Here is a 24,369-nt window from a genome sequence, read left to right as displayed (position 1 = left end):
CTTGTGTGAGACAGAATTTGTTAACGCGAATGTTTGGGTTTGGTCGAGATAAAGTGGAAACACGTAGCCAGGAAGTGGGTTTAAATGACCGCAAGCTGCTGGAGTGGTTGGGTTTGGATGTGGGTCCGGGCGAAGTCAACATTAAAGGATGGAATGCCCTGAAGGTTGACACAGTATATGCCTGCATTAAGGTTTTATCCGATGCTATTTCCAAGCTGCCGCTAAAGGTGTACCAGGAGGACGATTCAGGCATCACCAAGTCAGCCAAACATTACTTGTACCGGCTACTCAAGCTGCGGCCGAATCCATACATGTCCGCTGCGGACTTTTGGAAGGCCATCGAGGCGAACCGGGCCATGGGGAACGCCTATGCCTCTATTGAATTTGATAAACGCACAGGTAGAGTCATTGGGCTATGGCCGATGGATGCCAGCAAAGTCCGGGTCATTGTGGATGATGCCGGGATCTTACCGGACCCCACACTTCGCATTGCTTCCAGCCAGACACGATTATGGTACGAGGTGGACATAGGCAACGGGCAAAAGCGCAAGCTGCTGCCGGAAGAGGTGTTGCATTTTAAAGGGAGCATTACTCTGGACGGCTTAATCGGCGTGCATACCATGGATTACTTGCGGACTTCTGCCGAGAATGCGGCTTCTGCGGGCAAGTTCATTAACAATTTTTATAAGCAAGGGCTTCAGGTCAAAGGTTTGGTGCAATACACCGGTACGCTGGACGATGGAGCCAAAAAGGTATTCAAGGATAATTTTGAAAGCATGACATCCGGACTGAAGAACAGTCACCGGGTCGCCATGATGCCTTACGGCTATCAATTCACGCCGATAGCCATCAGCATGGCCGACGCTCAGTTCTTGCAAAACACGGAACTGACGTTCAGACAGATTGCCAATGCCTTCGGCGTCAAAATGCACCAGCTGAACGATTTAGCGAAGGCCACGTACAGCAACGTGGAGCAGCAGCAGCTTGCTTTCTACAGTGATACCCAGCAATCGATTCTTACCACTTATGAACAGGAGCTCTCTTACAAATTGTTCATCGATTCGGAGCTGGACGACGGGTATTATTGCAAGTTCAATGTGGATTCTATTTTGCGCGCTGACCTGAAAACCCGGTATGAAGCCCATGCCAAAGGGATTTCGGGTGGATTTCTTACGCCCAATGAAGCACGGGCAGCGGAAGACAAGCCGCCAATGCCGGGCGGGGATCAGCTGGTGTTCAATGGAAATGTCATACCGCTGACCATGGCAGGCCAGCAATACATGAAGGGGGGTGAAGAAACTGAGCCAGAAGAAAACGAACCCGACTCCGACGAAGGAGAAGAGGGCAATGCCGGCGACATTAGAGATCCGGGAGACGGAAGCGACGGAGACGGAAGCGAGTAAGCGAACCTTGAGCGGTTCAATCAAGTATGACTCCGAGTCTCACGTTATGCGAGATTGGTATGGTGACGACTTTGTAGAAGTGATTGCCCCGGGTGCTTTCACGGAGTTTATGCGTGAGAGTAACACCGTATCCCTTTGGTGCCATAGTACTGATCAGATCCTAGGGAATACCCGATCAAACACTTTGCGATTATTTGACGGTCAAACAGAGTTGCGCTTTGAACTGGACCTTCCAAATAGCACTTGGGGAAATGATGCTTATGAAAGTATTCGCCGTGGTGATGTGGACGGTATTTCCTTCGGTTTTAACGTTCGGACCAACGGAGACCGGTGGTCTAAAATTGAGCGTGATGGAAAAACACTCTATCGACGCACTGTTTTAAATGCTACATTGCCAGAAATTTCACCGACACCGTTCGCTGCTTATCCTGAAAATGAAGTTTCTGTTCGATCCTTGGAGGATTTCAAAGCCAACGAACAGCGGGCTTCCGATCAGGTGTTAAAACAGAAAATGTTGATTGAACTGGAGCTGATTTGATCGGCTCTTTTTGTTTGGCCAAAAACCATTATACGGAGGGTTACAACCTATGAATAAAGAATTGCGTGAGCTGCTGGCGAAGCTAGAGCAGCGTAAAACGGAAGTGCGCTCTTTCCTGGCGCAGGATAAGACGAAAGAAGCAGAGGATTTAATGAACGAAGTCCGTTCCTTGCAAGCGAAGGCGAAGATGCTGCAGGAGCTGGAGAATGAGGAACGCGATATTCTGGGCGGTGGTGAGGAATTGGGTGGCCGCGCTACAGGCATGGAGAAGCGCGAGGATGCCGAACTCGAGAAGGAGTATCAAGGTATCTTCTTACGGGGCCTTCGTCGTCAAGGGGTAACGGCGGATATGCGGAGTGTGGTTAAGGAATATGAACGCCGGGCTGTGATGAATGAAGGAGAGACAAACCCTGCCATTCCTGCTGGGGATTCGCATTTGTTGGTTCCGAAGGATATCCAAACAAAGATTTATACATTTATGCGTTCCTTGGATGATCTTTCACAGTATGTTGACGTCATTTCGGTAAATTCTTTGTCTGGTTCTCGAGTGATGGAGAAGATTCAGGACATGGTTCCTTTCCCGATTATTGATGAGTATGCGCCAATTCCAGAAACCGACAACCCAACCTTCCAGGATATCGACTATAAGGTTCGGAAACGTGGGGGTATCCTTCCACTCACGAATGAACTTCTGGCTGATAGCGATCAGAATTTGATTGAATATATCACAGATTGGCTGGGCCGCAAGGCGGTAGTCACACGGAATGTTCTAATCACGACGCTTGCAAAAACGCTCCCGAAGGTGGATTTAGCTAATTTTGGTGACGTCAAGCGCGTTCTCAATGTAGATTTGGACCCGGCAATTAGCCAAACGTCCATAATCATGACCAATCAAGACGGGTTTAACTGGTTGGATCAATTGGTTGATACCCAGGGACGGCCACTCTTGCAGCCGGATATCACTTCACCTACCGGCATGGTGTACAAGGGTCGCCGGATTGTCGTGGTTGCCAATCGGTATTTGCCAAGCGATACCGTAACCGGGAAAGCGCCTATCATTATTGGTAATCTCAAACAACTGATCAAGCTGTTTTCCCGTAAATTTTTCGAGTTGGCCAGCACTAAAGAAGGCGGCGACGCTTGGAGACGGGATACTACGGAGTTCCGGGCTATTATGCGGGACGATATCAAGATTTGGGACCCGGGCGCGGCTGTTTTCGGCCAATTGGATATTTCGGACGAAGCATAGGGGCAATTCGCCCCTTTTTTAAACCCATGGCCGGATGATCCGGCAGAAGGAGGCCAATTATGGCTAAAACAGCAGAAATGTATGAGGTTCTGAAGGTATTCCGGGATAAGGAGACCCAAAAGCGCTACATTGTGGGCGCTTCGTACCCCGGAAAGGACCTGGAGCGTGTCATGGAGCTGCAGGAAGCGGGCTATCTGGCGGCTGAACCGCAGGCACAGGATGCCCCGAAATCCGGCGAAAAGAAGGAGAAAGAGCCGGATGTGCAGACGTCAGAAAAGGGAAAAGCGGACGAGGTGACGCCGGATGCTGACGACGCTGGCAAAAGCTAGGCTGCTGGGCGTTGATCCGACGGGTGACCTGCAAGATGTAGAGTTGACGGCGCTGCTTATCGTGGCTTCCGCAGCGATTGAAGAGAAATGCCGCCGGACCTTCAAGCTCCAGGAGTACACCGGGCGGGTGAACGGGATGAGCGGGCAGTATTTGTATCTGCCTAACTATCCGGTTCATTCTATATCCGTGTATCAGAAGCCGGAGCACCCGTTCACGGATGTGGAGACACTGGATAACGGTGTGTTCTTCCGGCGCTGCGGCTGGCCGGGCGGGGAGCGCGGGCTGTCGGTGACCTACACCGCCGGTTACGTCCTGCCGGAAGATGCCACGGAGGAAAACCCGTCCACCCTTCCGGAAACGCTGGAATATGCTTGCGTGCTGATGGCAAAACATCTGCAGCGGGAGCCAGGAGTTGCTTCGGAGCGGGTCGGGGATATATCGGTTGCGTATGCGGCAGCAGAGGCGGACATGCCTCTGGCGGTCAAGTCTTTGATAGCCCCGCATATCCGGCCAGAATTGTGAGGTGAACCTATGGCAAGTTCAAGAGCACGGGCGCGGCGGGTCGGTGTCCAGGTCAGCGGCGAGGATAACTTGCAGCAGCTGGCCGAAATGCTGCGGCCACTTGCGGGACAGAAGGTCCGCATTGGTATGCAAGGGGACGCTGAGCTGGCTATGATTGCAGGCGTCCACGAATACGGCAGTATCAAAATGAACATTCCAGCCCGGTCTTTCATCGGCACGGGCAAGAAGAAGGGGCAAGCCGCCATTGGGAAGCTGGTCCGCGCCGGGGTGACAGAAATCGCTCACGGGCGTAAGTCGGTGGATGAGCTATTTGCCGAGATCGGCGAGACGGGGCTTGACCGGATGAAGAAGAACTTTGAACGGATCAAGCAGCCGCCATTGTCTGCCCGGTATGCAGCCCATAAGACCGGCCCCCGGAAGCTGCTGCAGCGCGAAGAGGAACTGCACGACTCCCTGACCTATGACATTGTGCCGAAGGGGGATTAAGGATGCGGAGCTTTAGATTTGCTGCCGTGGTCCGGAAGTATTTCCGGCCGTATACCCAGGTACGAGACAGCGGCGGTGCATGGGTCACAGGGAAATGGGTGCCCTCCCCACCGGAGCGTGTGCAACGGAGCGGAAGCATACAGCCGGTCAGTGCCATCCTACAGGCCACGGAGGGTGGGAATTACACCAAGACAGACCGCATGCTCTATACGACGGCTACGCACAGCACCGGGGAACGTATCGAGTACCTGGGCGTGCAGTATACCGTCGAGGAGTCGCCAGACCGTGAGTATTCCGACATCAATCAATATCTGCTGCGGAAGGTGGTCGCCAATGCTCCCGTTTGAGGATATCCGTGTTGCTATTGTAGAGGGGCTGGAGTTGGTTTCCGGCAGGCTGGTAATAGAGATGAACGGCGGCGGGGACATTCCTCCCGGCGATTTCATGACTTACAGTTTTGTAGGCGGCTTCGAGTCCTCCGGGGGCCAACCGATCATAACCCAGCAGGCCGGGCAGCAGCAGAGGCGGGAGGCTGTGACATTCACCGTCTCTTTTAACTGTTATGCCGATGATTCAGACGTTGCTATGGTCAATGCTATGCGCGCCCGTGACTGGTTCAAGGTGACGGGCCGGGAACTGCTGAAAGACACGCTGGACGTTATTGTGATCGAGATCGGGGAAATCCAGAACCGGGATATTAACATCGGTGAAGAGTGGGAGCGGCGGCAGGGTTTTGACGTTGAATTTCGGGCTACAGATCTTGTGATTACCAACCTGTCCGGCTGGATCGAGACAGCACCAATACAAAGGAGTGATTATGTTGAGCATTAGCGACGTTACAGTAACCATTGCCGTGCTTAAACCGACGCCTATCCTGGGCGGTTTCGGTAAGCCCTTGATTCTCGGGGCCAGCGCGGCAGGTAAGGATTTTAAGAATTATGCAGATATTGATGCAGTGAAGGTAGACTATACCGCCAGCACGGAGGAATACAAGGCAGCTGCCGCATTATTCGCTCAGAAAAATCCGCCAGCAGAGATTGCGATTATTTCCCGCAAGACTGGAGCAAGCCCCGTGACGCTGGCGGATCTGCTGCCGACACTGTTTCTTAAGGATTGGCATTTCCTGGTTACGACCACAACCACGGTCGAAGACTTGATTTTAATCGCCGATGCGGTAGAAGCGGACAAGACCCGTTACTTTTTGTTCCGAACCAGCAGCAAAGCCGACTTAGCGACGATCAAGGCGAAAAATTATGACCGCACGGCACCGATGTATCACACGACCATCACGAACTACCCTGATGCGGCATGGGTGGGCGCTGTTGGTAGTCTGCCGGTGGGATCGGTGGATTGGAAGGGCTGGACGCTGGTTGGCATTACGCCGTTAGACATTGACGCCACGGAGCTGAATGCTATTCGCGCGCTGGGTGCTAATACCTACGTCACCACAGCGGGGACAAATGTCACCAGTGACGGACGGTCTGTCAGCGGGGAGTTTATTGACTTCATTCATAGTCAGGACTACATCGTGTATTCGATTCAGTACGCGGTTCAGGACTTGTTTAATCAGGCGCAGGCATCCCTTACCAAAATTCCGTATGACAACCGGGGGATTGCACAGATCGAGAGCGCGGTGCGTACGGTGCTGCAGCGGGCTTACTTGCAGGGGATGATTGCTGCGAATGAGGACAACGTGCCGTTGTATAATACGACATTCCCGCCAAGATCCCAGGTGGACCCGGCGCAGGTCGCCGCCCGCAATTATCCAGATGGACAATTCGATTTTGTCATTGCTGGATCGATTCAGAAGGCCGCGATTCGCGGCACGATTAAATTTGTATAGGAGGCGTTAAGAGTGGCTGAACCAAAAACATATGATCCGATGGACGTCACCACCATTGTGGGTGGCGTCTTTTTGACGGGGTACGGCGAGGATTTGGTATCTGTCGTCAAGGACGAAGAACAGTTTACGGTGACTGTAGGTGCTCAAGGGGATGTAACCCGCAGCAAGGTGAACAATCCTTTGGGCACAATCACAGTCACTCTGCAGCGCACCAGTCCACAGGTGCCATACCTGGACGGTTTGGCGAATAGCGGGAAATTGGTTCCCGTTTCCGTTGTTTATGCTGGAACACCGAAGGAAACGAACATTTCCACACAGGCATATCTCAAGAAACCTGCGGACCGGGAATACGGGGCTGAAGCAGGCGACAAAACGTATGAGTTCCAATGTCTTGATTTGAGCATGAACTAATCTAAAATTCGAGAGGGGCCTTATTCATCATGGCAAATTTTAAACTTAAAGAAGTAACAACAAAATCCGGTAGTAAGTATACTTTGCAGTTCCCGGGTGTCCGGGCGGTCACCAAAATTACGGACCGCATTAAGAACAAACACGGCATTCCTTCCGATGAACGGTTAGCCGAAGAAATGCTTGCACATGTTGTGGTAGAACCGAAGCTGAAGCTTGATGATTTCGAATCATTTGCTGAATTGACTGAGATCATCGGGAAATCGTATGCCTTTATCACTGGGCAAGACGATGCCGACGAGCTAGAAGACGATGCCGAGGATCAGTAAGAGCGAAGCCAAACGCCGCGCGATTGAAAATTGGAGCCAGTGGCGTTTGCTGCTGTCAGATATGGGAATTACGTATTCTGATTTGCTGATCATGGATGATGAGGATCTTGCAGAGGCAAACGCGGCTTTGGATATCCATATCAAGCAGCAAAAGGATTTGAATAAGAGCAAGTCATAGGCGTCCCTCTGGGGCGTCTATTTTTGTTGCTGGAAAGGAGTGAGTGAATGGCAGGCGGCATTATAGGATCACTTATGTACGCGGTGGGGTTTAAGTTCAATAGTGCAGGAATAGATGAGGCAGACAGCAAGGTCAAGGCACTAACCAAGGGTGTAATCGGCATGGGGGCTTTGGCAGGCACAGCTATGGTCGGAATTGGTACGGCGGCACTCAGCGCAGCGTCCAATTTTGAGAGTGCTATGTCCAAGGTACAACTTACGACCGGGCAGACCACAGACCAAATGGAAGCCACGCGAGGAATCGCCATGGACCTATACAATGATAATTTTGGCGAGAATTGGGCGGACCTGGGCGGCTCTATATCTGCTGTAGCTAAAGCTACGGGGCTTACAGGCAATGCTTTGGAGTCGGCTTCCCGAGAGTCCATGTTATACGCTGACGCGTTTGACGGCGATGTTACGGAGTCCATTGCCGGGGTATCGGTCGCCATGAAAAACTTTGGAGTGACCAGTACCGAAGCTTTTAACCTGCTGACCCAAGGCCAGGAGAACGGCACAAACACACAAGGCGACATGCTTGACTCCATCAATGAGTATTCTCAGGCGTTTGCGAGCATGGGCTTCACAATGGAAGATACCATGGGATACCTTACAAATGGCTTGGCAGCCGGAGCGAGAAATACGGACCTGCTCGGTGACGCGATGAATGAGTTCAGTATCCTATCAATTGAAGCTGGAGGCACCGCAGAAGCATCTTTCCAGGCTTTGGGCTTGGACGCTAACAAAATGATGAAGACCTTTTCCAGCGGTGGGCCAGCGGCAAAGGCTGCATTTAAAGATATCGTATCCATGATTTCAGACATCGAGGACCCGGTGCAACAAAATACTGTCGGTATCGGACTGTTTGGGACAATGTTCGAGGAGCTTGGCGTGAAAGCATTCTCTGCGCTGGATGATGTGAACACCGGATTTGATCAAAGCAAGGGTTCTGCTGCCAATCTATTTAACGGCTTTACGAGCATCGGGGATTCGCTGCAGTACTTTAAACGGCATATCGAAACAGGGATATTGATCCCCATCGGGCAAAAACTGCTGCCGTATCTGAGTATGTTCGGCTCCTGGATATCCAGCCATCAATCGGAAATTGCTGCCTTTGGCGCAATGATTGGCACTGTCCTGGGCATGGCAATTGAAAAGGTGAGCGGCTGGGTGCAGGTATTAATACCCTATTTGCAGGACTTTGGTGCTCAGGCTGCGGCTCTTTGGCCGGACATTCAAAACATCGCCGGGCAGATTTACGAGGTCGGTAAAGCGATTGTGGAGTGGGAGCCATTCATTCCGATTGTCTCCGGCATTGCAGCAGCATTGTTGACCTACAAAACGATTATGTTCACGGTGTCCACGGCAACCAAGATTGCGGGATTAGCTACGCAAACCTGGGGCGGGATCACGAAGGCATTCACGGCCGTGCAGACAGCGTTTAATGCGGTCCTTGCCATGAACCCGATTATGCTTGTCGTCTTGGCGCTGGTTGGGCTGGGTGTGGCCCTGGTGGTCGCCTACAAGCGTTCCGATAAGTTCCGGGCCTTCATGGATAAGATGTGGGCGGGGATCAAGACGGCGACGATGGCCACTTTGAATTTTTTCAGAGTGACGATTCCGAAATACTTTATGATGGCCTTCAATGCAGTCACTTCATTCCTTAAAAAATGGGGGATCACGATTCTGGCCGTCTTGGGTGGACCGTTTACTATGATTGCTCTCCTAGTGTATAAAAATTGGGATAAGATCAGAGCAACCACAGTGTCCATGCTTACAGCGGTGCGGGACAAAGTTCGGGATATTTGGAACAAGATCACCGACACCATATCCGGCGCGGTAACAAACGTTAGGGGAGTGGTTAAGGGGGCCTGGAACAAGGTATTTGAGACCACCAATTCCCTCATGACTAAGGTGTGGAACAAGATCACCGGCATATGGGACCAGATTGTCAGTGGGATCAAGGGTAAGGGCGTGAGTCTTTTAACGGCGGTTACTGAAATGTGGGGCAAGGTGACGGGGTTCTTTGATGGGATCAACCTCTTCGACATTGGCGAAAACATTATCCAGGGATTAATTAATGGTGTCAGCTCTATGACTTCAACTCTCATTTCTAAAGTTGAATCAATGGGGAAAGATTTTATGAGTTCCGTAAAAAGAACATTTGGATTTAAGGCTACTGCGAATGTTTCTGTAGATACTGATGCGGTTTTAGGTGCAAAACCGGATGGGAGTCATGCCAAGGGGCTTTCCTATGTTCCATGGGATGGATATATCGGAGAACTACACAAAGGGGAACGCGTCTTAACCGCAAAGGAAAACGAAGAGTACTCCAAGTACACGCCTGAGAATGCTCCAGCGCGCACCACTAACAACACGAGCAGAGCAGAGGTGAATCCGGTGATCCATATCAATATACAGGGGCAAGCGGATAATCAGACGATCGCTAGTTTACGCGCTGCGATCCGTGAAGAAATGCAGGAAATACTGGAATCCGCATCCCGAATTATGGGAGGGGAACTGAGTGGCGCTAATTGATGGGAAATACATCACGGTAGAAGAGGAGTCTCCAGACTTCCCGGTTGTCGCTACGGAGCAGCCGGTGGAGAAGGGCATTACCCTGGTAGACCATGTACAGCCGCAGGCCCGTACCATATCCCTGTCCGGTGTGATTTCCGGCCCGGATGCTGCGAAAACCCGGGCTTATCTCATCACGGCCAAGGACAAAGGCCAGATTGTGAAGTATGTCGGACGCAATGCGTTTACCGGCATTATCACCGGATTATCAACGCCAACGAGCTACAAAACGGCGAACGGCATGACTTTTACGATGGAGCTGCGAGAGATCCGCATTGCCGCATCTTCTTATGTCGATACGCTGCCGCCTCCCATAAAGGCACAGGCCGCGCCGATTGTAAACAGTGGCACCAAGCAGACCAAGGATAAATCCAGCACAGGCAAGCCTAAAGATGGCGCTGCCGCCAAGGATAAGGACAAGGACAAGGTTGAAAAGGTCAAGTTCAAGTCCGGCAGCAAGTGGGAGGCATAATGGAATACATTGAAATTGAAAAGGATCTTATCCCGTATCGGTTTGAACTCTCCCTGGCGGAAGAAGTATTCACCTTTGAGGTTCATTACAACTCCAGTTACGATTTCTTCACGGTGGATTTAAGCCGGGATGGGGAAGTCCTGGTGTACGGGGAAAAGCTGGTTTACGGACAGACGCTCTTTTATGATGTTCAGGACAATCGATTTCCGAAGTTGCCTCTTGTCCCGTATGACCAATCCGAAAAAAGCACAGCCGTAACCTGGGAGACGCTCGGAGTGAGCGTCTTTTTGTATGTGTGGGACGGTGAGACGGATGGCTAAAACAAATTTTGGCCGGGTCGCGGAGATCATGACCGGCAACATGTCCTTTGCTTTGAGTAAGTACACCATGGAAGGCACTGTGCCATTTGACAACGATGCACTACCCAATGAATCCGAGCTGCGGCTCTGGAATCTGGCACAGACCACGATTAATAACATCAAGCGCAACGGTGTGATTATGGTTAACGCGGGCTATACCGGGGATCTCGGCCTCATTCTACATGGACGCATATCGGCGGTACGCACGCGCTGGGAGGGCGTGGACAAGGTGACGACGATCAACGTCCTGGATAGCGAGGATCTGACGAAACGCGAGGTAACCGAAATTGCCTTTGCCAAAGGGACGCTTGCCAGTGCGATCATTAAACAGATGGCCGCTTATATCGGCCTGCCGGTGGCGCAGCTCATGCTTAACCAGGATTACCGATACCAGGACGGGTATACGGCGAAGGGAAAGGTCACCGACATCATTGCGGAGGTCTGCAAGGACTGCGGCACCTCCTGCTATATCAATCAAAGCAAGCTCTATGTCCGCAACCTGCGCAGCGGCGCGGATGCGGTCTTTGCGTTGTCCCCGGCGACTGGACTGATCGGCAGCCCGGAGTACTTCGAGGATAACGGCTACAAGGGCTACAAGATTCAAGCGCAGCTGCAGCGCCGGATTACCACGGCTTCCGTGATTAATCTGACCTGCCGGGAGTGGTCCGGTAAGCTGCACGTTCGCGGCGGAAGCCATACCTTTTCAAATACCGGCGATTTCATTACAGAGGTGGAGGCGATCATGTGAGTAAAACAGACCCGGCTGGAGCGCTGGCCCATATATTGGGGAAGCATGGGGAAAGGCAGGCGGACGGCATCAACGTGGCCCTGCCCTGCAAGGTGATTTCCTTTGATCGGGTGACGCTGACAGCCTCAGTGCAGCCTTTGCTTAAATTGTTCGGAGCTGAACCGGCACAGATTATGTCTGTACCTGTCACCGGGCAGAAGGTGAAATTTGAACTGGATATCGGCAATGGCCCCCAGCCGTTTGAAACGGTCATGCGCCCGGCACTAGAGCGGGGCGACACCGTGTATGTCGTTTGTGCAGATGCAGAGATCAAAAATGCATTGTCCGGGCGAGTAGCTGTTCCGGACTCCGTGAGGCGGCACAGCCGTATGGATGCCGTCATTGTGGGGGTGCTGCCATGCTCACTCTAAAGCTTGATGATACCGGAGATATCGTGCTTGCGTCCGGACAACTACAAATGGTATCCGGTCCGGAGGAAATCGCCCAATCCTGCCGGTTAATCCTGGGCGTCCAAAAGGGTGAATGGTTTCTAAACCCGGAGCTGGGCATTGATCATAGAAAATTTTTAGGTAAAGGCGTGTCCCGCGACGAGCTGCAGGACGAAATCATGTCCGGTCTGCTCCAGGAACCGAGAGTGCAGACGGTGGATTCGATTACTTTTGAGGTGGACCGGAAGCTTCGGCGGCTTGTCATATCCTTTACCGCCACGGGTACAGATGGTGAAATCATTACAGCGGAAGGGGTGGAGATTGGTGGATGATCAAGGCTTCAAGCGGCAGCGGTTTGCGGAGTTTTTAGCTGCTGTCACGGATAAGGCCAAAAAAGTCTTTGGTGACGAATTGGACACCTCGGAAAAATCGCCTATGGGCATGATCCTGCGCCTGTTTGCTTGGCATTTGGGCTTGATGGATGAGAGGCTTGAGGATGTATACAATACCTCATCCCTTAACGCGGCAACCGGTGCAATCCTCTATAAACTTGGAGGGAACGACGGACTCTCGGTGTATAGTGAGGAATTTGCTACCGGTAGTATCACCGTAACCGGCACACCGGGTTATGAACTGCTTCCCGGGTTTCTGTTGGCTACGGAGTCCGGCGTCCGCTTTGCAACAACCAAAGAGGTTACCCTTTCCGCCGAGGGGAGCGGCACCGTTGAAATTAAGGCCGTCGCAATGGGAGAGGCAGGGAATGTACCTGCAGGGTCAATCCATATTGTTGTAAATCCCAATCCGGACATTCTGAGTATCACGAATGCCGAACAGACCCAGGATGGACGGGACAGGGAAACGGATGCGGCTTTCAGGGAACGGGTGCTGCAGCGTCGGCAGAATCCCGGGACAAGCGGCAACAAAGCCGATTACCTGAGATGGAGCCGGGAGGTTCCTGGCGTGGGAGCTTCGAAAGTATTTCCGTTGTGGGCCGGTCCGAAGACCGTAAAGGTGGTCATTGCAGATGCGGATAAACTACCTGCTTCGGTGGCGCTGGTGCAGGAGGTTCAAACTTACATCGATCCCGCCCCAGGACAGGGGGAGGGGCAAGCTCCCATTGGTGCAGTTGTAACGGTGGCCGCAGCGGTTGCCAAGACGATCCATATATCGGCAATGGTGGTATTGGCAGCTGGATACACTTTGCAATCTGTGCTGAATTCCTTCGAACAGAAGGTCGAGGATTGGCGGGGAAATGCCGCCTTTGGTGTGACCTATGTCAGCCATGCGGTAGTTGGGGCGCTGCTGCTCGGGACAGAGGGAGTCATTGATTACTCCGCGCTTACCTTAAACGGCGGCACGGGCAATGTTCCGTTGGGCGCTGAAGAAGTGCCACTAATCGGGACCGTGGAACTGGAGGTGTAGCAGGTGGCTTATCCGGACAGCATTGATAGGTTTTACGATAAATTGAACAAGAGCGGGACCAGAAATCCGTATGTGATCGAAGAGCGGGTTGCACTATCCGCAGGCAGTTATACCGGCGAGCTGCAGCATGACAATATCAATAATCCATCCATTCGGGTATTCACCGGGTCACGCTTTACTGGGGACGAAATCACAAATTGGACATTATCCGTGCCGAGCGCCACACCGTGGCGCCGGTCCATCAAGATATTTGCCAGCGTGGCGGAAGTCTATGTGACGTATGAGACGCCGGGCGACACCGTGGAGGCCGATGATATTAACGCTGTACAGGCATCCGTCACGGCCACGCAAACCGAGCTGGAGCGGTATAAGACAAACGGACGGATAGACGGCGGATCATTTACGAGAGGGGTGTAACATGTCGCAGACCATACAGATTAAGCGCGGCACAAAGGCGCAGCTTGCTACATTTGGAGCGCTGTTAGCCGGGGAAATGGGCTTTTGCACAGACACGAAGGAAATCTACATCGGGGACGGCACATCGAATTCAATGGTTGGCCGGGCGCTCTCCGGCACAGAAGCATCCCGGCCAGTTGCGGCTTCTGCCGGACGGCTGTATTACATTACGAGCGGCTCCAATGTGGGCTATATGTATTTTGACAGCGGATCAGCTTGGATACGTGTAAACGTGCTATCGCTGGCCGATCTAACCGGCACGATTGATAATGTGGCTGATGGTGCTACCTATGGCAAGGTGCTTAAGGCGGACATCACCGCAGGTCATCCGAATAAGGTGTCGGACGGCACCAATACGAAGACAGCGGCTGAAATCAAGACACATATTGATGATGTGACAAAACACCGCCTCATTAATGATACGGGGATAGCAATCACGGATTTGTGGTCCGCCCAAAAGATCAAAAATGAGATCGAGCTTGCCAAGCATAATATTGAGCCGCAGGCATCCGTGAAGGATCAGAACATCACGGCTCCACCCGTAAGTCCAGCAGAGGCGGACCGCTACATTATTCCTGCAGGCGCTTCCGGAGCCTGGGCCGGGAAAACCAGTCAGATTGCGGAGTATACTTCCGGTGCTTGGGTGTATTATGTTCCCGCCGTCGGCTGGACGGCCTATGTGGATGATGAGCAGAAAATTTACAGCTGGAACGGAACCGCCTGGGTACGGACGGGCGGGGCGCTACAGACTGTTACCGCTGGCAATGGACTTACGGGCGGCGGGCAAGCGGATACCGTAACGCTTACCGTGGGAGCCGGAAACGGGATTGTGGTAGGGGCTACAAGCGTAGCAGCAAAGCCGGGCAAGGGTATCCTGGTGAATGCGACAGGGATCGAAGCCAATATCGACGGTGACAGTCTTGTCTATGATGCAGCAAATGGTAATCGACTCACGGTAGCGGCCATTGATGGCGGTACATTTTAGGGGGCTGGAGCTATGGCAAGAGAAGTATTAATACAGATCCGGCGCGGCCTGGAATCTGCTATAGGCACCCTTGCTGTCGGGGAGCTGGGGTATTGTACGGACACCAGCAAGCTCTATATCGGCACTGCCGCCTCGGGCAATGTGCTCCTGGTAGCCGCGCAGACGTCGGGGGATATGCTGAAAAGCATCTACGACACGAATAATGACGGCAAGGTGGATTATGCCGCGAATGCGGATGCTGTACCATGGACTGGCGTTTCCGGTAAGCCGCCCACCTTCCCGCCTGCCGCGCACACGCATACTGAATACATGAGTAAAGGTCCTCTGACCTGGAACCTGCTCAGGGGGGTGTGATAGATGGCCTACGGGGACTCACTGTATAGCACGTTGCTGTATACAGGTAGTGCGGATTCCGCCGATCCGGAACCAGGATGGATACCGGATATTAGTAAGCAATTGCCGGATGTTTACAATAAGCAGGATAAGCTCCGGCAGCTATTAGATATTTTGTCTGAGCAAATAGGGGTATCGAATCAACGAGCAGAAGAGACAAGGCAGCAAAATTGGGTAGACACTGCTACATGGAGCTTATCCCGCTGGGAAGCTGAACTCGGCTTATCTATAGATCCTTCGAAATCACTCCTTGCCCGCCGTGAAATCATCAAGGCGAAGCTGCGCGGCATCGGAACAACAACGCCGCAAATGATCCAGCGAACAGCTTCCGCATTTTCTGGCGGTGAAGTGTCGGTAGAAGAGGTTCCGGACGAATATAAATTTATCGTGCGGTTTATCGGTGTTTTGGGCATCCCGCCGAATATGGCCGGACTGATTCAGATCCTGGAGGAAATAAAGCCAGCGCACCTTGACTATGAGTTCGCCTATACTTACACGTTCTGGGAATCGGTGAAATCATTGTTGTGGGCAGCGGCGAAGCTGAAAACATGGAATGAGTTAAGAACATACGGATAGGAGGAACAGCATGAAGACAACAAGTAATTTAGGACTAAAGAAACCCGAAGGCACGGATTTGGTGGATATTGACGACCTTAACGATAATGCCGACTTATTAGACACATCGGTGAAATCTCTCCAGGATCATGCCGCCGATGCAGTCAAACATATCACGGCTGCGGAGCGGACCGCATGGAATGCCAAGGCATCGACAGCAGCCGCAACCTCCGGAGCTGCTGGCCTTATGTCGGCTGGAGATAAATCCAAACTGGATGGCGTTGCGGCCGGGGCAAATGCTTACGTCCACCCCGCCACACATCCACCGGGGATCATTACGCAAGATGCTTCAAACCGTTTTGTCAGCGATACGGAAAAGTCTACCTGGAATGCCAAGGCATCGACAGCAACCGCAACCTCCGGAGCTGCTGGCCTTATGTCGGCTGGAGATAAGTCCAAGCTGGACGGCGTTGCAGCTGGGGCAAATGTGGTAGCCAATTCGGCCACTAACGGAGTAATCACCATCAATGGCACGAACGCCACGGTATACACACACCCTAATCATACAGGTGATGTAACCAGTACAGGGGATGGCGTAACGGCGATTGCACCTGGGGTAATTGTGAATGCGGATGTTAATGCCGCTGCGGCGATTGATGCGACCAAGATCGGAACAGGCGTTGTGTCTAATGCGGAGTTCGGGTATTTGGATGGGGTGACCTCGGGGATTCAGGGGCAGCTGAATGGGAAGTCCCCTACTGTGGACTACGTGCGGCAGCCTGCTTATTCAATAACGGCAGGTACTGGTGCAGCTTATACTGTTAATTTGACTCCTGCACCAGCGAGTTTGCCCGAAGGATTTGGTATTACAATTGTACCCAATCTGGTAAATACAGCAGGCCCGACGCTTAATGTGAACGGTCTCGGAGCTATTCCATTGAAAGATCAAAAAGGTATCGCATACGCCGCCGGGAAGCTGCTTGCAGGCAAACCCTATATGTTTCGCAAGGTTGGAACGGATTTTTTGGCAGATAGCGCGGGTGGCTCCGGTACTGCGGTAGCAGGAGATATTCGCGCGGGGAAAACGGCAGCTACAGATGCAGGGGATGTAACTGGATCTCTAACTGTTCAGACGGGCGGTACGGTAACGCCGGGACCGTCTGCGATTGTCAAAGCGGCGGGGATATATGATACAGCGATAACAGTTGCGGCCGTTGCTGTCCCTGCTGCAGCATTGCTGGTAGGGAATACAGTCGCGGGTACGGCGGGAACAATGCCTATAACTAATCCAGATTATAGCGATCAATTAACAGCTATAAATTCCAGTTATGGTCCGTACAGCGGTAACGGATTGCCCTATATCTATTTGGGCATGACTTCAAACCGTTACTATTCAGGCGTCAGTTGGTTGCGGATACATGAGGCGGGATTGATTCCTTCTAATGTACGCAGCGGTATAACGGCCTTTGGCGGACAGCTTGTTGGCTCTCTGCTCCCCCAGCAATATGCTTCAGGAGCTGGATATACAAGTAGCAATATATTAACCGTCAACGGACTATCATTTACTCCAAAAGTAATTATATGCCGATTCGTCAGCGGTGTTTACAATGTTACTCACGGATATTTTAACGGTATATGGTTTCTTGTATTGAACTTTATAAGTAACGGATATCAAGACAACGTTACCGTTGATGCAAGTTCTGGCAGTAGCATTCAATCTAATGGTTTTACAATGTATGCATATAGACAACCCGCAAGTGGGCCTATCCCCTGGGAAGCCTGGGGATAAGAAAGGAGACAACCTAACAATGCAAATAGGTCGTAAAATCTACTATGAAAAATCAACCGGAAACATCCTGGTAGACACTGGAGAGCGGTCAGGTGATGTTGTGGAAACTACACAGGAACAAGACTTTACCTCTTATGTTGCCATCTCAGAGCGTATCCCCGAAACCGTAGGAATGATAAAACTAGAATACGGTCAATATAATCAAGACTTTGCAGAATGCAGTGGATACCGCGTTAACCCAGGCAATGGAAAGCTGGAGTTTAGCTATCCTGATCCTAACGAGGTACCGGGGGAACCGAGCAATCCAGTCTATCAGCAGCCACTCACTGAGCAAATCGCGACTCTGGAACAGCGAACAGAGGCGAACGAGGCAGCAATTCTGGCCCTGTTAGACTTCGGCCTTTAGGATCTTTTTATGGAGGGAGGTGAATACAATGTATCCATTTTTACTAAATATGTGGGTGATGGGCAAAGTCACAGAGACTAAGCTGCAGACGTATAGCCCTAAATATATCACATCCGATGAGATAGACATGATCTTGGACACACCACAAAAAGAGTAGTTGGCGCCCATAGAGGCGTTTTTATTTTGCCCTCGGAGCTGCTTCGGGGGCTTTTTTACATCGGAAGGGAGCGGGGGGATGCTCAATCATATCAAGCAATTATCAACAATTATATATACGGCTGCTGTAGGCTCCGGGAGCCGCGAAGTAGCAACGGGGGGAGTTACAGCTATGGCGGGGCTACTGGCGACGATTACAGGGATGCTGGGAGGTTGGGATAAGGGGCTGCTGGTGCTTATCGTCTTAATGGTGTTCGATTATGGCACGGGCGTTCTTGGAGCAATTAAGACAAAGACCGTGAGCAGTGATGTGATGTTTTGGGGAGGCATCCGCAAAGCGGTAGTGCTGTTTGTTGTTGGGTTGTCTTCGCTTATGGATGATTGGATACAGCCGGGCGCGCCGATCTTCCGGACGGCTGCCATTTACTTTTACGTCGGACGCGAAGGTTTGTCTGTCGTTGAAAATCTCGGGGTGCTGGGGATACCTTTGCCGCAGGGAATTAAAGATTTTCTGCTGCAGCTAAGCGAAGACAAGTCCAAAAACAACCCGGCTAAGCCGGATCATCCGGATAATAATCAATCAGCATAGGAGGGATACAGGTGTCATTAACATTAGAACAAGTAAAGCTTAAATCAGAATCCAAGCTGACCGGGCTGCAGCCGGTTATTGCGGCTGGAATGATTGCGCTGATTACAGGCTGCTATAACCGCGGCGTACAGATCATCATCACCCAGGGATTACGCACGTATGCCGAGCAAGACAACCTTTACGCCAAGGGGCGGACCGCGAAGCAGCTTGCCGCCGTGGGCCTATCCAAGGTAACGCCACAACCTAAAGAGGACATTGTGACCAATGCGCGTGGCGGCTACAGTAATCATAATTTCGGTTGGGCGAATGATTTTGCGCTACTCCTGCCGGATGGGCGCACGGTCTCCTGGGACACGCTGCGGGACGATGACAAGGACAGCCTGCCGGACTGGTCCGAGGTTGTGGAAGAAGCAAAGAAGCTCGGCTTTGCGTGGGGTGGAGACTGGCGGACATTTAAGGATATGCCACACTTGGAAATGGTTTTTGGTTTGACGACTACGCAACTACGTGACGGCTTGAAACCTGCAGCGTCTTTGATCGCAAAAGCATTCGCTGTAGTAAACAAATATACGGAGGCGATAGAAGAAATGACCGCACAAGAGAAGCAAGAGTTTGAAGCCATGCAGTTACTGATTAAAGCTCAAGCGGAGGTAACGCTGGGCCTATCCAATCGGATCGCCGAGCTGGAGAAGGCGGCCAAGCTGCCGGAAATCCCTAAGTGGGCACTGGCCGCCTGTGAGGCCGCAAAGGCCGCAGGCTATTTGGATACCACAGCGAACGGCAGCTATGACTTTTACCGGATGGTCACGATCCTTGACCGGGCCGGAATATTCAGAAAGGGGGATAAGTAATCATGAAAAACAAAGTGGAATGGAAGGCAAAGCTTGCAAGCCGGAAGTTTTGGGCGCTGGTCGTTGCCCTGGCTACGTCAATTCTCGGGGCCGTTGGCGCATCGGATGATACAGCGGTCAAGATTACAGGAATCATTGCGGCAGTGGGAGCCTGCGCCGTGTATATGCTGGCAGAGGCGATCACAGATGCAAGTAATTCCGACAAAGAGTAGATCCGAAACGCTAAAAATTTCATTTACAAAATGTACCATTCATGATAATCTGAATGTGTCCGAAAGCATCGGCAAAAGCCCGTCAACCTTAACTGGTCGACGGGCTTTTTTTGCTTTTCAAGCTATATAATTATTGCTAAAAAATTGATTTCACAGTTATAATACAAACAAATGTTCTTGTATTGGGGGTGTAGATTTGCTTGAGGATACACCACGCAAGTTGCTCCGGATTATGTATCAATTTAAGGGACACTTTCGCAGGATGCCCACAATGACTGAATTAGTACGGCTGAGTGGCCGAAGAACTGGAGCGATCAAGGCGGGTATGCTACAACTGGTCGAACGTCATTATATTGAATGGGATGAGAAGCAGCCAGTGGAAACCGCCGTTGTTATTGAAGCTTGGGAAAGAGACGTAAAATATAAAGAACAGGCTGAAACAGGTACAAGTAAGCCACAGAATACGCCTGTAGTGTGGAACACAGAGTACTGGACACATTACTAGAGTGCAGATATTTCTCTTCTTTGCCGATAACAATTATAGTAAAATATGCTTTATAATAATTGTTTCTTCTGGAGGGTGAAATGAAAAATAAATTTTCTATATTTATGGTATTTGTATTAGTTTTAACTTTAACTGCTTGTTCAAACTCCAAAAGTAGTATGGCCGGTTCATGGGTAAGAAATGGTGATTCTCAGTTCAAGGGGATGGAAGTTACTCTGGAGAAACTGGATAGTGGTGATTACCGAGCAAAAGTGACCAAAGCGGATGATAAAGGAATCTTTGCCCAAGGAAATGTTAAATGGCGTGATGTGAAGAAAGTAAAAGAAAATGAGTATGATTTATATGACTTAGGAGACGCTGGTCAGTGGTATGAAATGACCTTGACCTATAATACTGACGATGATACTTTATCGCTTCAGTCGTTTGATAATCAAGGAGAAGAGGGGGCCTCACAAATTTGGAATAGGGTTGAATAAACCTTCTGTTGAATAGATTTACATAATAATGAGATTAATTTTGAGGGCTTTTGTAATAACTCTATATTTATTTTACCCAAGTTTAAGGAGGCTTATATGCAAAAAAATAATTTATATTTACAATTTAAGGATAATAATAAAAAAATAGAGTTTGACTTAAATAAAAACACCGTTTTTTTTGGAAACAATGGACAGGGTAAAACTAGAATTCTTCAAACAATTAATTCCTTATATGAGTTAGCTAAAGAGAAAAAAAAAGAAAATTTCTCCAAAATTATTGATAGTATGAATTTGGATAAATTAAAAATAAATGGTGTGAATTACAATTCCTTATTTGTAGCTAACGAAAGGTTTAAAAAAATAGGAAAAGAAAATTTCGAACGGTATTTAGATGAGAATATAGGGGCTTTTGAAAAATTGTTGTTTTTACTAAACGGAATTCCATTAGAAAATCATTATCGGTCTGTTAATAGGAAGAGTAGAGCTAATCGAATTTTAGAGTATCTAAATAGGCTCATCCAAAAGTCAAATAGGGATGTATTTTATCCTGATGGATTTGATATGTGGATAAATGATCTTCTTTTATTGGTTAATAGTTTTAGAAATAATATGCATCATTCAAAGGATTTTTATTTAGAGAACGATTCAAAAATTATATTAAATAATATTGAAGAAGTTTTAATAATAGTGCCATACCTCAAAGATAAATATCAAATCTTAGATATGAATTTAAATGATCCCGATTTGACTTTACGTTTAGAAGAAAACAGTAAAAAAATAATGGATAATCTATCTTTAAAATCTGCACGTTATATAACTACAGATAATATTGAAATTATCAATATATTCAAAAAAATTGAATTGGAAATTAATGCAATAAATAGTGATATGAAAGCTTATTTTTGGAGCGAAGAATGTATTAGCAATTTAAATAATGAGTTCAGTAATTTTTTTCAAAAACGAAATAATTTAATGGATAAGATTTCTAAATTTAATCAGATTATAAGTAAATATGCTGATATTAAAATAGATCTTATAAATATTACCGAACTAGCTTTTTGGAAAAATAACAAAGATATTACTTTTGATAAATTATCATCAGGAGAAAGAAAAATAACATTTCTTTTTTTAGAGATACTTTTAAATGATGTGGATATTTATTTAATAGACGAGCCAGAATTATCATTATCTTTAAATTACCAAAATAAAATAATTACTGATTTACACGTTTTAACTAAAGGTAAGACGTTGTTTATTGCAACTCACGCTCCATATATCTACGAAGATTTTTTGGCAATTAAGGGAAATATTTCGAAAGAAGTGTAATGATATGAACTATGATAAAGAGAAATATAATAGAGGGAAATTAAAACTTGTTACTCAACCAATTATTTATGTTGAGGGTAAAACAAACAAAATTTTTTATCAACAATTAGATGAGTTATCTAATAAATTTATAGATAATGGTGGTGATTGTACTACTATTAAAGCTAAAGTTGAATCTGAACCAAATAGTTATGGAATAATAGATCATGATTATAAAGAGATCCGTCATGAAAAATTATTTCCTATAAACTTCTATAGTGTAGAAAATATTTCTTTGATCTATATCAGCAAATTTAATCATTTAAATGAAATGCTTGTTGATTATATTGAAAAACACGGTATTGAAAAAGCCCGAATTCATTTACCCGAATTTATCATAAATTATGAGGAGAATAGTAGAAGAGTTAGAGATTATAATGTAATTTTAACAGTTGAGAAGCACCACGATCAGTATATAAAATATATTGAAAATTATATATTATGTGACGCTTCGTTTATGAGATACAAGAATATAAAAAAAATAGTCGAGTCATATGTCAGTTTCATCAAAAATAAATATAGTGATAGGATTAATTATATAACAGAATTAGCAGATTATTTGCCAACTAAATCAATAGATAATATATTTGATACAGAAACTCTTCAAAAACTAAAAAATGTTATTTGAATATAAAACAACTGTAACGGATATAAATATATGTCTTGAATACACAATGTAAATCATCATTTAGGAACATAGTTTAATATAAATTAACCTTTCCCCAAGCTCAGTTGGTTAGTGTTGCCTGACAGTGAATAAACCCTGGATTTCTCCAGGGTTTATTGGTCACATATTTGGTCACGAACTCTTTATAATCCAATTTACCTTATAGTCCCGAAACCCAAGAAAATCAACGATTCCCGAACTGGATTTAGGGTATTTATCCCTTTCCTCTATATCAGTTGGTTAGAGCGGTCGGCTCATAACCGATTGGTCACAGGTTCGAGTCCTGTAGGGCCCACTTCACTAAAACCCTTACCCTGTAAGGGTTTTTTGCTGTTTATAGAGTCGACGGAGCGAATAGGCTTGAGTGGGGAAAGGTCTTAATTTTGAGATGCTGACGGAATTGCTAACGGAGACTTATATTCCACAGGTTCAAGCTTTAAACTCGATTTTTACATCATATTTATTTTGGTTATCCTGCGTGATTTCAGAATCGCCGCCTTTATGGGTAATCCACTTTAAAGTAAGCCACTTTATATCCTCAGCATGGCCTTCCTTAAGAAAAAAAGTATAGGAAAATCAATCTATGGTGCGCGGTTCGTGCGGTCAACGATTTGAATTAAGAGCATACATAAAATAACCCTGTCGCAAAAAAGACGCCGGGGAAGGCACCCGTCGTCTTCCCTTGTTAATCCAAGTATCAGTGCGCTCTCCGTTATCCTTAACCTTGAGCGGCATCCGTGTTCATGTAGTTGATTGCCCACATATGGCCGTCCAAGTCCTCGAAGGCCCAATGATACATGAATCCATAGTCCTCAGGCTCTTCGTACGATTTCCCGCCCAAGGAGACCGCAGTATTCACGATTTCATCCACCTTTTCTCGGCTCTCGAAGGTGAGTGCGATCGTCATTTGCGCATACTTTTCCGTATCAACGGTTTCCTTCTGCGTGAGCGACTTTAATAGTTCTTTGGTGAGCAGCATGATCTGCAGGTTGTCGCCGATCACGATGGCTACCGAATTCTCATTATCGGGGAATTGCGGGTTGAGCTCGAATCCGAGTCCGGTGAAGAACGCCTTCGATTGTTCTACGTTGTTTACAGGCAGATTGAAGCTCGTGAATGTGGACATTAATGCCATTTTTAACACCTCATCTTCAAAATGGTTTGTTGTCATTGATGCCTTCGTTTATTTAGACGAAAGCCAATCCGGGAATTCATCGGTCTACTTCATTCCTGCCACTCCTGTATTATTGTAAAATGCTAACCCAGTATATCAACGAACTTCTCAACATACCAGAGTTACACGTAAGCCAGATTCTGCTTGTCAATCACAATGAGCCATCTGTCGGTCTTCAAGAGGAAATCCTATCTGCATGTACCGGCGATCCGTTTGTTCTGTACGACTTGTCATGCCGGATTCGGATAGACCTGCGAATTTGTGGGACACAAATAACGCTACAGCTCAACAGCCAAAATTTTTAGTGGGGAGAATTAGCCATGTCCAATAAGCATTCCGTAAGTCATCTAAGAGATATTTCAGGCAAAGAAATGAGTTCAGTGGTATTCATTAGTATCATCCTACATTAGGACAGATATAATAATATGGTGTTGGAGATTTCGTTAAGAGGAGAAGATAA

The 24,369-nt window shown here is 48.5% G+C and carries 33 protein-coding genes; 32 read left to right on the top strand and 1 reads right to left on the bottom strand.

From position 1 onward, the window contains the following. Positions 1-29 precede the first annotated feature (29 nt). From P40081_RS27355 to P40081_RS27200, 32 genes are all read left to right on the top strand, one after another. Positions 30-1,403, top strand: a complete 1,374-nt coding sequence (locus P40081_RS27355; protein ID WP_042139344.1) for a phage portal protein — start codon at positions 30-32, stop codon at positions 1,401-1,403. Continuing rightward, complete coding sequence (locus P40081_RS27350; protein ID WP_042139343.1) at positions 1,348-1,941, top strand: HK97 family phage prohead protease; 594 nt, start codon at positions 1,348-1,350, stop codon at positions 1,939-1,941. Before P40081_RS27355 ends, P40081_RS27350 begins: the two co-directional genes overlap by 56 nt. A 49-nt stretch (positions 1,942-1,990) precedes the next feature. Then, positions 1,991-3,190, top strand: a complete 1,200-nt coding sequence (locus P40081_RS27345) for a phage major capsid protein (protein WP_042139342.1) — start codon at positions 1,991-1,993, stop codon at positions 3,188-3,190. A gap of 59 nt (positions 3,191-3,249) precedes the next feature. After that, a complete protein-coding gene (locus tag P40081_RS27340; protein WP_042139341.1) occupies positions 3,250-3,519 on the top strand; it encodes a hypothetical protein in 270 nt (89 codons plus the stop codon). Next, positions 3,494-4,042, top strand: coding sequence for a hypothetical protein (locus P40081_RS27335; RefSeq protein ID WP_042139340.1), 549 nt, complete (start codon positions 3,494-3,496; stop codon positions 4,040-4,042). The genes P40081_RS27340 and P40081_RS27335 overlap by 26 nt, the downstream gene beginning before the upstream one ends. 9 nt (positions 4,043-4,051) lie before the next feature. Beyond that, positions 4,052-4,528, top strand: a complete 477-nt coding sequence (locus tag P40081_RS27330; RefSeq protein WP_042139339.1) for a hypothetical protein — start codon at positions 4,052-4,054, stop codon at positions 4,526-4,528. A 2-nt stretch (positions 4,529-4,530) separates the two neighbouring features. After that, a complete protein-coding gene (locus P40081_RS27325; protein WP_042139338.1) occupies positions 4,531-4,875 on the top strand; it encodes a hypothetical protein in 345 nt (114 codons plus the stop codon). Further along, the gene (locus P40081_RS27320; protein ID WP_042139337.1) at positions 4,862-5,359 is read left to right on the top strand and encodes a phage neck terminator protein; all 498 of its coding nucleotides are present in this window, start codon (positions 4,862-4,864) and stop codon (positions 5,357-5,359) included. Before P40081_RS27325 ends, P40081_RS27320 begins: the two co-directional genes overlap by 14 nt. Next, a complete protein-coding gene (locus P40081_RS27315; protein WP_042139335.1) occupies positions 5,346-6,371 on the top strand; it encodes a DUF3383 family protein in 1,026 nt (341 codons plus the stop codon). Before P40081_RS27320 ends, P40081_RS27315 begins: the two co-directional genes overlap by 14 nt. Before the next feature lie 12 nt (positions 6,372-6,383). After that, positions 6,384-6,782 carry a phage structural protein gene (locus tag P40081_RS27310; RefSeq protein ID WP_052422041.1) on the top strand — a complete coding sequence of 133 codons (399 nt, stop codon included), beginning with the start codon at positions 6,384-6,386 and terminating at the stop codon, positions 6,780-6,782. A gap of 29 nt (positions 6,783-6,811) precedes the next feature. Continuing rightward, on the top strand, positions 6,812-7,108 hold the full coding sequence (locus tag P40081_RS27305; RefSeq protein WP_042139334.1) for a hypothetical protein: 297 nt from the start codon (positions 6,812-6,814) through the stop codon (positions 7,106-7,108). Continuing rightward, a complete protein-coding gene (locus P40081_RS38770; RefSeq protein ID WP_156118714.1) occupies positions 7,092-7,286 on the top strand; it encodes a hypothetical protein in 195 nt (64 codons plus the stop codon). Before P40081_RS27305 ends, P40081_RS38770 begins: the two co-directional genes overlap by 17 nt. 47 nt (positions 7,287-7,333) lie before the next feature. Next, positions 7,334-9,862, top strand: coding sequence for a phage tail tape measure protein (locus P40081_RS27300; RefSeq protein ID WP_042139332.1), 2,529 nt, complete (start codon positions 7,334-7,336; stop codon positions 9,860-9,862). Further along, a complete protein-coding gene (locus P40081_RS27295; protein WP_042139331.1) occupies positions 9,849-10,373 on the top strand; it encodes a phage baseplate protein in 525 nt (174 codons plus the stop codon). Before P40081_RS27300 ends, P40081_RS27295 begins: the two co-directional genes overlap by 14 nt. After that, positions 10,373-10,693, top strand: coding sequence for a phage baseplate plug family protein (locus P40081_RS27290; protein WP_042139330.1), 321 nt, complete (start codon positions 10,373-10,375; stop codon positions 10,691-10,693). Before P40081_RS27295 ends, P40081_RS27290 begins: the two co-directional genes overlap by 1 nt. Beyond that, the gene (locus P40081_RS27285) at positions 10,686-11,480 is read left to right on the top strand and encodes a phage protein (protein ID WP_052422040.1); all 795 of its coding nucleotides are present in this window, start codon (positions 10,686-10,688) and stop codon (positions 11,478-11,480) included. Before P40081_RS27290 ends, P40081_RS27285 begins: the two co-directional genes overlap by 8 nt. Continuing rightward, positions 11,477-11,890: a Gp138 family membrane-puncturing spike protein gene (locus P40081_RS27280; RefSeq protein WP_042139329.1), complete on the top strand. Its 414-nt coding sequence runs from the start codon at positions 11,477-11,479 to the stop codon at positions 11,888-11,890. The genes P40081_RS27285 and P40081_RS27280 overlap by 4 nt, the downstream gene beginning before the upstream one ends. Beyond that, complete coding sequence (locus P40081_RS27275; protein WP_042139327.1) at positions 11,878-12,240, top strand: DUF2634 domain-containing protein; 363 nt, start codon at positions 11,878-11,880, stop codon at positions 12,238-12,240. Before P40081_RS27280 ends, P40081_RS27275 begins: the two co-directional genes overlap by 13 nt. Further along, on the top strand, positions 12,233-13,330 hold the full coding sequence (locus P40081_RS36735; protein ID WP_052422039.1) for a baseplate J/gp47 family protein: 1,098 nt from the start codon (positions 12,233-12,235) through the stop codon (positions 13,328-13,330). The genes P40081_RS27275 and P40081_RS36735 overlap by 8 nt, the downstream gene beginning before the upstream one ends. A 3-nt stretch (positions 13,331-13,333) precedes the next feature. Continuing rightward, positions 13,334-13,747 carry a hypothetical protein gene (locus tag P40081_RS27265; RefSeq protein ID WP_042139326.1) on the top strand — a complete coding sequence of 138 codons (414 nt, stop codon included), beginning with the start codon at positions 13,334-13,336 and terminating at the stop codon, positions 13,745-13,747. 1 nt (position 13,748) lies between these two features. Continuing rightward, a complete protein-coding gene (locus P40081_RS27260) occupies positions 13,749-14,771 on the top strand; it encodes a DUF2793 domain-containing protein (protein WP_042139325.1) in 1,023 nt (340 codons plus the stop codon). A 12-nt stretch (positions 14,772-14,783) separates the two neighbouring features. Continuing rightward, positions 14,784-15,125 (top strand): hyaluronate lyase N-terminal domain-containing protein, encoded by a 342-nt coding sequence (locus P40081_RS27255; RefSeq protein WP_081970163.1) that lies wholly within the window; start codon positions 14,784-14,786, stop codon positions 15,123-15,125. A gap of 3 nt (positions 15,126-15,128) precedes the next feature. Beyond that, complete coding sequence (locus P40081_RS27250; RefSeq protein WP_042139324.1) at positions 15,129-15,740, top strand: putative phage tail protein; 612 nt, start codon at positions 15,129-15,131, stop codon at positions 15,738-15,740. 10 nt (positions 15,741-15,750) lie between these two features. Then, a complete protein-coding gene (locus tag P40081_RS36730; protein WP_052422038.1) occupies positions 15,751-17,508 on the top strand; it encodes a hypothetical protein in 1,758 nt (585 codons plus the stop codon). A gap of 19 nt (positions 17,509-17,527) precedes the next feature. Continuing rightward, positions 17,528-17,914 carry a hypothetical protein gene (locus P40081_RS27235; RefSeq protein ID WP_042139323.1) on the top strand — a complete coding sequence of 129 codons (387 nt, stop codon included), beginning with the start codon at positions 17,528-17,530 and terminating at the stop codon, positions 17,912-17,914. A 235-nt stretch (positions 17,915-18,149) separates the two neighbouring features. Next, positions 18,150-18,659, top strand: coding sequence for a phage holin family protein (locus tag P40081_RS27230; RefSeq protein ID WP_081970161.1), 510 nt, complete (start codon positions 18,150-18,152; stop codon positions 18,657-18,659). Between the two features lie 11 nt (positions 18,660-18,670). After that, a complete protein-coding gene (locus tag P40081_RS27225) occupies positions 18,671-19,510 on the top strand; it encodes a M15 family metallopeptidase (RefSeq protein ID WP_042139322.1) in 840 nt (279 codons plus the stop codon). A 2-nt stretch (positions 19,511-19,512) separates the two neighbouring features. Beyond that, on the top strand, positions 19,513-19,722 hold the full coding sequence (locus P40081_RS27220; RefSeq protein WP_042139321.1) for a hypothetical protein: 210 nt from the start codon (positions 19,513-19,515) through the stop codon (positions 19,720-19,722). 271 nt (positions 19,723-19,993) lie between these two features. Then, entirely contained in the window at positions 19,994-20,227 is a 234-nt protein-coding gene (locus P40081_RS27215; protein WP_156118713.1) for a hypothetical protein, read from the top strand. Positions 20,228-20,307: 80 nt separating this feature from the next. Continuing rightward, positions 20,308-20,703, top strand: a complete 396-nt coding sequence (locus tag P40081_RS27210) for a hypothetical protein (RefSeq protein WP_042139318.1) — start codon at positions 20,308-20,310, stop codon at positions 20,701-20,703. A 96-nt stretch (positions 20,704-20,799) separates the two neighbouring features. Continuing rightward, entirely contained in the window at positions 20,800-22,029 is a 1,230-nt protein-coding gene (locus tag P40081_RS37905; protein ID WP_081970159.1) for an AAA family ATPase, read from the top strand. Between the two features lie 4 nt (positions 22,030-22,033). Further along, complete coding sequence (locus tag P40081_RS27200) at positions 22,034-22,696, top strand: hypothetical protein (protein WP_042139317.1); 663 nt, start codon at positions 22,034-22,036, stop codon at positions 22,694-22,696. 757 nt (positions 22,697-23,453) lie between these two features. Here P40081_RS27200 and P40081_RS27195 read toward each other — a convergent pair. Continuing rightward, positions 23,454-23,870, bottom strand: a complete 417-nt coding sequence (locus P40081_RS27195) for a VOC family protein (RefSeq protein ID WP_042139315.1) — start codon at positions 23,868-23,870, stop codon at positions 23,454-23,456. Positions 23,871-24,369: the final 499 nt, after the last annotated feature.

Source organism: Paenibacillus sp. FSL P4-0081 (assembly GCF_000758565.1).
Classification (GTDB): Bacteria; Bacillota; Bacilli; order Paenibacillales; family Paenibacillaceae; genus Paenibacillus_AQ; species Paenibacillus_AQ phytohabitans.
This window is presented reverse-complemented; position numbering and strand designations above follow the sequence as displayed.